The organism is Thermodesulfovibrio aggregans, from assembly GCF_001514535.1.
Taxonomy (GTDB): Bacteria; Nitrospirota; Thermodesulfovibrionia; order Thermodesulfovibrionales; family Thermodesulfovibrionaceae; genus Thermodesulfovibrio; species Thermodesulfovibrio aggregans.
Genome location: NZ_BCNO01000001.1, coordinates 570,018 through 577,043, shown reverse-complemented (window position 1 = coordinate 577,043; position 7,026 = coordinate 570,018). Strand labels below are relative to the sequence as shown.

General features: G+C 35.8%; 7 protein-coding genes. 6 read left to right on the top strand and 1 reads right to left on the bottom strand.

Annotated elements, in window-relative coordinates:
• A partial coding sequence (locus TAGGR_RS02920) for a transposase (protein ID WP_173636692.1) occupies window positions 1–400 on the bottom strand: 400 nt, incomplete at its 3' end.
• A gap of 303 nt (window positions 401–703) precedes the next feature.
• Between TAGGR_RS02920 and TAGGR_RS02915 the strand changes: the two genes are divergently transcribed.
• Genes TAGGR_RS02915 through TAGGR_RS02890 form a run of 6 tightly spaced genes read left to right on the top strand, consistent with a single transcriptional unit; the run spans window position 704 to window position 7,018 of the window.
• The gene (locus TAGGR_RS02915; RefSeq protein ID WP_059175863.1) at window positions 704–2,926 is read left to right on the top strand and encodes a TonB-dependent receptor; all 2,223 of its coding nucleotides are present in this window, start codon (window positions 704–706) and stop codon (window positions 2,924–2,926) included.
• A 13-nt stretch (window positions 2,927–2,939) separates the two neighbouring features.
• On the top strand, window positions 2,940–3,728 hold the full coding sequence (locus tag TAGGR_RS02910; RefSeq protein WP_059175862.1) for an ATP-binding protein: 789 nt from the start codon (window positions 2,940–2,942) through the stop codon (window positions 3,726–3,728).
• Window positions 3,715–4,122 carry a tRNA (N6-threonylcarbamoyladenosine(37)-N6)-methyltransferase TrmO gene (gene tsaA / locus TAGGR_RS02905; RefSeq protein ID WP_059175861.1) on the top strand — a complete coding sequence of 136 codons (408 nt, stop codon included), beginning with the start codon at window positions 3,715–3,717 and terminating at the stop codon, window positions 4,120–4,122. Before TAGGR_RS02910 ends, tsaA begins: the two co-directional genes overlap by 14 nt.
• On the top strand, window positions 4,123–5,214 hold the full coding sequence (locus tag TAGGR_RS02900; RefSeq protein WP_059175860.1) for an iron ABC transporter substrate-binding protein: 1,092 nt from the start codon (window positions 4,123–4,125) through the stop codon (window positions 5,212–5,214).
• Entirely contained in the window at window positions 5,171–6,262 is a 1,092-nt protein-coding gene (locus TAGGR_RS02895) for a FecCD family ABC transporter permease (RefSeq protein ID WP_082673532.1), read from the top strand. Before TAGGR_RS02900 ends, TAGGR_RS02895 begins: the two co-directional genes overlap by 44 nt.
• Entirely contained in the window at window positions 6,263–7,018 is a 756-nt protein-coding gene (locus TAGGR_RS02890; protein ID WP_059175859.1) for an ABC transporter ATP-binding protein, read from the top strand. It begins immediately after the preceding gene.
• Window positions 7,019–7,026 lie beyond the last annotated feature (8 nt).

Sequence of the window (7,026 nt, the reverse complement as noted above, 5' to 3'; positions counted from 1 at the left end):
TTATGTATCTGGGAATTATCTTGCTTTGAAAACATGTCTCTCTTAGTCTGGGCATGTTAATCTGAAGTTTTCCATCTTTCAGGATTATGTATCTGGGAATTATCTTACTTTGAAAACCTGTCTCTCTTAGTCTGGGCATGTTAATCTGAAGTTTTCCATCTTTCAGGATTATGTATCTCTTCCAGTATCCATTCCTACGGTAAACTCTCTCTGGGGTTCTTTCATATTTTTGAGCCCCTGTAAGTGCTGTTATCTCCTCTTGTAATGCTAATTCAATAAACTTTTTCTTCATTAACTTCATTTTTTGTTCAAATTCTTCCCAGAAGGATTCATTAAAATTACTGTTGAATTCTTTCCATAAATCTGGTAATCTTAAATTAGTTAAAGGTTTTTCTTTCATGGGTGTATTCCTCCTTTCTTTGTTTGATTTTTGGTTAAATTAATGGAGGATACACCCTCTTTTATTGCTCTGTCAATTTTACACATAAAAAATTTTACACTACCGATTAAGCCTTGATTATTGACTTAATTCTCTCAATTTTGATTTAATATTTTAACCCAAGAAGGGTAAATAAGGTCATGAAGGCCGTGCAAGGGAGTGTATCCCTTACACGGCTTTTTTTATGAATCAGACTCATGAAGGGTCTAAGCCTCTCTGAAGGGAGCGAAAATATTGAAAAATTTTTTAAGGAGGGGCGTAGAGATGATTTTTCAGACTCTTTTATGTATCATGTTTGTTTTAAGTCTTATTTTGCCTGTTTTTGCTGAAGAAAAGGATGCAAATCTTGAGGAGATTGTGGTAACTGGAGAGAAAATAGTTGTTCCCACAAAGCAGACTGGTGAGACAGTTTATACTGGAACAGAGATTACACCCAAAGGAATTGAACTATCCGGGCAGAAAGGTAAAACCAATGTATATGAAGCAATTTCAATTCTTCCCGGAGTTGTGTTTGAAAGTTCAGATGCCAATAATTTAGCAACAGAGCAAACAAACATAAGAATTAGAGGAGTAAGAGGTTATCTTGGAGCGATGACTGTTGAGGGAATTCCAAACTATGGTGGAAATCCAATGGGACCAAGAGCATATATCTATGACCTTGAAAACTTTCAAAGTATAGCTGTTTACAAAGGAGCAGTTCCTGCTGATTTAGGCTCAGGAGTTGGAAACAGGGGTGGTGCTATTGAGTTAAGACCTTTGTGGGCTCAAAAGGAAATTGGATTAAAGTTATCTCAATCAATCGGCTCTTTTGAATATAAAAGAACCTATCTGAGATTTGACTCCGGAGAAATCAAACCAACTTACACAAGATTTTCTCTATCCTATTCCTTTACAGGACAGGATAAATGGAAAGGACCGGGAGAAATTGGGCCGAGAAATAATTTAAATCTTACATTAGTTCAGCCAATCGACAAAAATATAGAGATAAAAATCTGGGGAAACTTTAATGAAATAGAGCATGATAAATATCGTTACTTAAGTTATGAACAGACAAAGGACCTCGGTAAATACTATCGCCTTGATTTTAATAGCTCAATAACTGGAGTGCCAGCACAGGATTACCTTTATTACAAATTTAACAGAGAGTATCACAAAAATAGAGACCTCTTTGCATCAATTACCACGCAAATTACTGATAATGTTAAAATTGTTTTGAAACCATATATTTCAAAGGAAAATGCCAAAATATGGGATGGTTCATCAAATATTTTGGGTAAGCCAGGAGTTCAGGAGAGAACGAGAGATATTGAAAGAAAAGGTATTATAGCAGAGCTTGCTCTTGATTTTAATACAATAAAAGCCACTGCTGGTTATCATTATGAAACAAGTGATATGAATATTTATTCAGAAAATTACTGGATAAACAATGATGGAAGCCTTACTTACAAAGGTTACGGAGTTTTTGCAACAACTGGAACAACATATTTATACAGTCCCTATTTCAAACTGGCAGGGACAATAGACAAGTTCAACTGGCAGGCAGGAATTAAGTACTTTAAGTTTAAAGATTCAGCAACTGAGGGATACATAGGAGGTGTGCCAACTCTTGTGAGAGCACCATATCTTGATAGAGAAGCAAAAACCTATGACATATGGCTTCCAACTGCTGGTGTATCCTATGCTTTCAATGATAACTTAGAAGCTTATATTAGCTATGGCAGAAACTTCATAAGGCCATATGCTTACATGCCAATTTTGAGTTTATACAGTCGCCTTTACAATCAATTTAAAAATGCTGGAATTCCCTTGAGCGAATTATTTAAAAATAGAGACATTGAGCAGTCTGACAACATTGATATAGGTTTAAGATTCCGTAAAGATTTCATAGAAGTGAATCCAACATTTTTCTTATCAAAACATAAAAATCTTTTAACTGTAGTAACAGATCCAAGAGTCATTGACACATCAACAAATAAACCTGTCAACTATCAACAGAATATTGGTAAGGCAAAAGGATATGGCTTTGAAATAGGAACCAGTGTTTATGTCTCTGACTGGCTAACATTTTATCTAAATCCCACATACAATCATCTTACATATGATGGAAATATAACTTATTCAGGTGCAACCCTTTCAACAGATGGTAAACAGGTTGTTGATGTGCCAAAATGGACTGTTGTATCAGGGCTCATAGCAAAATACAAGGACTTTGAGATAGTTCCTCAGATGCGTTTTATTGGTAAGAGATTTGGCGATGCCGAGCATAAAGAAGAGATTCCTTCATATGCTGTATTTGACTTAAAATTGAACTATATAAAGGAAAAAATAGGAATGCTTAAGGGACTTAAAATTTCCTTAGAGTTTGACAACATCTTCAATAAAAAATATGTTTCTGTAATTAATGCAATGGACGATACTGTATCAGGTACAACTTATGGAGTGGGTGCTCCATTTACAATGAGGGGTTCATTATCATTTGCCTTTTAAGGAGGGATAGGTAATGAAAAAGGTTGCAGTATGTGGAAAAGGTGGCGTTGGTAAGAGTTTTATTGTTTATGCACTTGCAAAGGCTTTTTCAAAGAGAGGTAAAAGAGTTCTTGTTGTTGATTCTGATGAAAGCAATCAGACACTTTACAAGCTTTTTGGTTTCAAAGAACCGCCAGCTGCTTTTATGGATTTTCTTGGAGGAAAGAAAACTGTGCAGCAAAGTCTCATTAAAAGGTTTCAGTCTGGAGAAAAAGAGCCAAAGATGAGCGTAATTGAAAAGGATACATTCAGTATTGATGATATTCCAGATGAGTTTATAAAAAAAGATGGTAATATCGCCCTTGTAAGCATAGGAAAAATCAAAGAGCCAATGGAAGGATGCGCATGCCCAATGGGAGTTGTAAGCAGAGAGTTTCTTGAAAAAATTGAACTCAGGGACAACGAGCTTATCATTGTTGACACAGAGGCAGGAGTTGAACACTTTGGAAGAGGAATAGAAAAGGGAATTGATACGGTTATTGCAGTTGCCGAACCATATCTTGACTCTGTTGAAGTTGCTGAGAAGGCTCTGTCACTTTCTCAAAAGATGGGTAAAAATATTTATTTCATACTAAATAAAGTGCCTGCTGAAATTGAAACTAAGATTAGAGAGAATGTTCAGAAAAGAGGTTTACCTATCTCAGGATTAATACATTTTTCACCTGCGGTTTATAGTCTATCAATTGATGGAAAAATTCCTGAAAATTCAGAAGCTTTCAAAGAAATTGAACAGTTTTTAGAGAGCATTTATGCAGGAGTATAAATTTAAACCAATTGGATATGTAAGAACAAAAGCAGATACCCTGCCAAGACACTGGAGTGTGTCTGATGTGGAGGGAGAAATTGTCATTGAGCCTGAATACAAGCTCGGCTTAAGGGATATAAAGGCAGGAGACAAAATCGTTGTAATATTTTGCTTTCATAAGTCTCCTGCCTTCAGTCCTGAAAAACTTATTCAGAAACCGCCTCATCTGAATGAAACAAGGGGAGTTTTCAGCACATGCTCACCACACAGACCAAATCCAATCGGGCTTTCAGTCCTTGAAGTGCTTGCAGTGGAGGATAACATTATAAAGGTAAGAAGGCTTGATATGTATGACGGTACTCCAGTCCTTGATATAAAACCTTACATTGAATACAGACCATATGGAGGATAAATGAGGAAAGCTTTATTTGCGATTGTTTTCATTTTTATATTTGTATCCGCTGTCAATGCAAAAGAGATGATTGCAATAACTGATATGGCTGGAAGAAAGGTAACAATTCCCAAAAAAGTAGAAAAAGTTGTGGCACTCTCTGCTTCTCTGCGTTATATTGTCTATCTTCAGGCATTTGAAAAAATTGCGGGAATTGAGGGAGTTGAAAAGCATAGTGTCATGAGAGGTAATCCTGCAACAGGAAAAGCATACTGGCTTGCAATAAAGAATAAAGTCCAGAATATTCCATCAATTGGAGAGGGAGGTCCTGGAAAACTTCCTGATTTTGAAAAGCTTATAATGGTTAAACCCGATCTGGTTATTACCTTTGAAGTTGACAATGCAGAGTTAATTCAAAAGAAAACAGGCATTCCTGTTGTTGTCATTCAGTATGCGGGAACAGAGGGATTCAGAATTGAAGACATTCAGAATACATTTACCTTTCTTGGAAAGATTCTTGATAGAGAAAAAAGAGCAGAAGAGATAAACAGATACATACAGCAGATGGTTGATGATCTAAAAAAAAGAACAGCTCATACAAAAAAGCCAACAGTCTATGTAGGTGCTATAAGTGCAAGAGGTGCACATGGTATAACAAGCTCAGAAGCACAGTATCCGCCTCTTCAGTGGTTGAATGTTATAAATGTGGTTGATGAAACAGGCAGGAAAGGACATGTTTTCATTGACAAAGAAAAGCTTCTTGTGTGGAATCCAGATTATCTCTTTATTGATACAGCTGGAATTTCTCTTGTAAATGACGATTATCTAAAAAACAAAGAGTTTTACAAAAAACTTAAGGCAGTCAAAGAAGGAAAGGTTTATACAGTTTTCCCATACAATTTTTACAGAACAAATCTTGAGATTCTCTTTGCCAATGCTTACTTCATGGGCAAAGTTATCTATCCTGAAAGATTCAGAGACATAGAACCTCAAAAAAAGGCAAGAGATATATTCAAAAAAATTCTTGGAGTTGATGTACTTGATGATTTAAAGAAAACATACAGAGGCTATGGAAAGGTTGAGTTCAAAGAGTCAGGAATCACAGTACGCTGAGGGCTCAATAAAAAAACAGTATCTTAAGTCTTTCTACTCAAAGATTTTATTTGGCTTTCTTTTAATTTTTATTCTTTTGGTTATTTCAGTTGTCTCTGTATCAACTGGTTCAATGAATCTTTCAATAAGTGATGTTTTCAGAGCTATCTTCAGCGATACTGAAAACTCCTATATTGTACGGAATATAAGAATAACAAGAACAGTGGGAGCAATTCTTGCAGGAGCTTCTTTAGGAGTTGCTGGTGCTGTCATGCAGAATGTGCTTAAAAATCCACTGGCTTCACCTTTTACTTTAGGAGTTTCTCATGGTGCTGCCTTTGGCGCAGCTTTTGCAATAATTTTTCTTGGTGCTGGACAGACACATTCTTTTGGAACAGAGGCAGTAACGGTATTTAAAAGCTATCCTGTTGTAATTTCAGCATTTGCAGGTGCACTTCTTACAGTTATTCTCATACTTTTTCTTTCATTTCTACGAAATATAACTCCTGAGGCAATAATACTTGCTGGTGTGGCATTGAGCAGTCTTTTTGGCTCAGCAACAATGTTTTTGCAATACTTTGCCAGTGATTTTCAGGTAGCTGCAACTGTTTTCTGGACATTTGGAGACATTGGAAAAGCTGGCTGGCTTGAAAACAAACTCATGTTTATTGCCTTCTGTATTTGTTTTATCTACTTCTTCCTTAACAGATGGAATTTTAATGCACTTCTCTGGGGAGATGAGGTTGCAAAAAGTCTTGGCGTGAATATAAAGTTTTTGAGAGTTTCTGGAATGTTTCTAAGTGCCTTTGTGGTCTCTGTTTGCACCGCCTTTCTCGGCATAATAGGATTTGTGGGATTAATATCTCCTCATATTGTGAGACTTATCATCGGAAGTGACCACAGGTTTTTAATTCCCTATTCAGCGGTTTTTGGTGCAGTCTTGCTTTCTATCTCTGATTTGATTGCACGAACAATTATCTCTCCATCGGTCTTACCGGTTGGAATAATAACTTCCTTTGCTGGAGCTCCTATGTTTTTTTATTTACTTATAAAAAGGAGAAGATTTTAAATGCTTAAAATTGAAAATCTGACAGCAGGGTACGATGACAGAGAGGTTCTCAAAGAAGTCAATCTGAAATTTAACAGTGGATTTGTATATGCCATATTAGGACCAAATGGCTCTGGGAAATCAACTTTACTGAGAACAATTGACCGAATACTAAAACCAAAAAAAGGAAAAGTTTATATAGATGGCGAGGATATAAGAAAATTTTCAGCAAAAGAGATTGCAAAAAAGATTGCCTATCTGCCTCAAAGTTCAAATTCAACACCATATAGCCTTGTTTTTGACGCAATACTTCTTGGAAGAAAGCCTCATATATCCTTTGAGCCATCTGAAAGAGATCTTGAGGTTGTTGAGAGAATAATTGAAGATTTTGGGCTTAAAGATTTTGCTTTCAGAAAGATTAATGAACTAAGCGGAGGCGAAGTCCAGAAAGTTCTTATAGCAAGAGCTCTTGCTCAGGAACCGCAGGTACTTTTACTTGATGAGCCTGTAAATCATCTTGACCCCAAAAATCAGATTGAGATACTTAAAATTTTAAAGAAATTAACTGGAAACTTAAATCTTACCACTGTGATTGTTTTACATGACATTAATCTTGCTATTCAGTTTGCTGATTACTTTATTTTTATGAAAAATGGTGAAATTTATCAAACAGGAGACTGTAAAATAATTGAACCTTCGCTCATAAAAGATGTTTATGACATAGATGTAAAAATAATAGAACTTGACAGAAGAAAGTTTGTAATATCTGATTTTTAGAAGATGTT

What these genes read in the sequence shown, in the direction of transcription:
- TAGGR_RS02915 (WP_059175863.1), top strand. Translation starts at nt 704, where the DNA reads ATGATTTTTCAGACTCTTTTATGTATCATGTTTGTTTTAAGTCTTATT.
- TAGGR_RS02910 (WP_059175862.1), top strand. Translation starts at nt 2,940, where the DNA reads ATGAAAAAGGTTGCAGTATGTGGAAAAGGTGGCGTTGGTAAGAGTTTT.
- tsaA (WP_059175861.1), top strand. Translation starts at nt 3,715, where the DNA reads ATGCAGGAGTATAAATTTAAACCAATTGGATATGTAAGAACAAAAGCA.
- TAGGR_RS02900 (WP_059175860.1), top strand. Translation starts at nt 4,123, where the DNA reads ATGAGGAAAGCTTTATTTGCGATTGTTTTCATTTTTATATTTGTATCC.
- TAGGR_RS02895 (WP_082673532.1), top strand. Translation starts at nt 5,171, where the DNA reads ATGGAAAGGTTGAGTTCAAAGAGTCAGGAATCACAGTACGCTGAGGGC.
- TAGGR_RS02890 (WP_059175859.1), top strand. Translation starts at nt 6,263, where the DNA reads ATGCTTAAAATTGAAAATCTGACAGCAGGGTACGATGACAGAGAGGTT.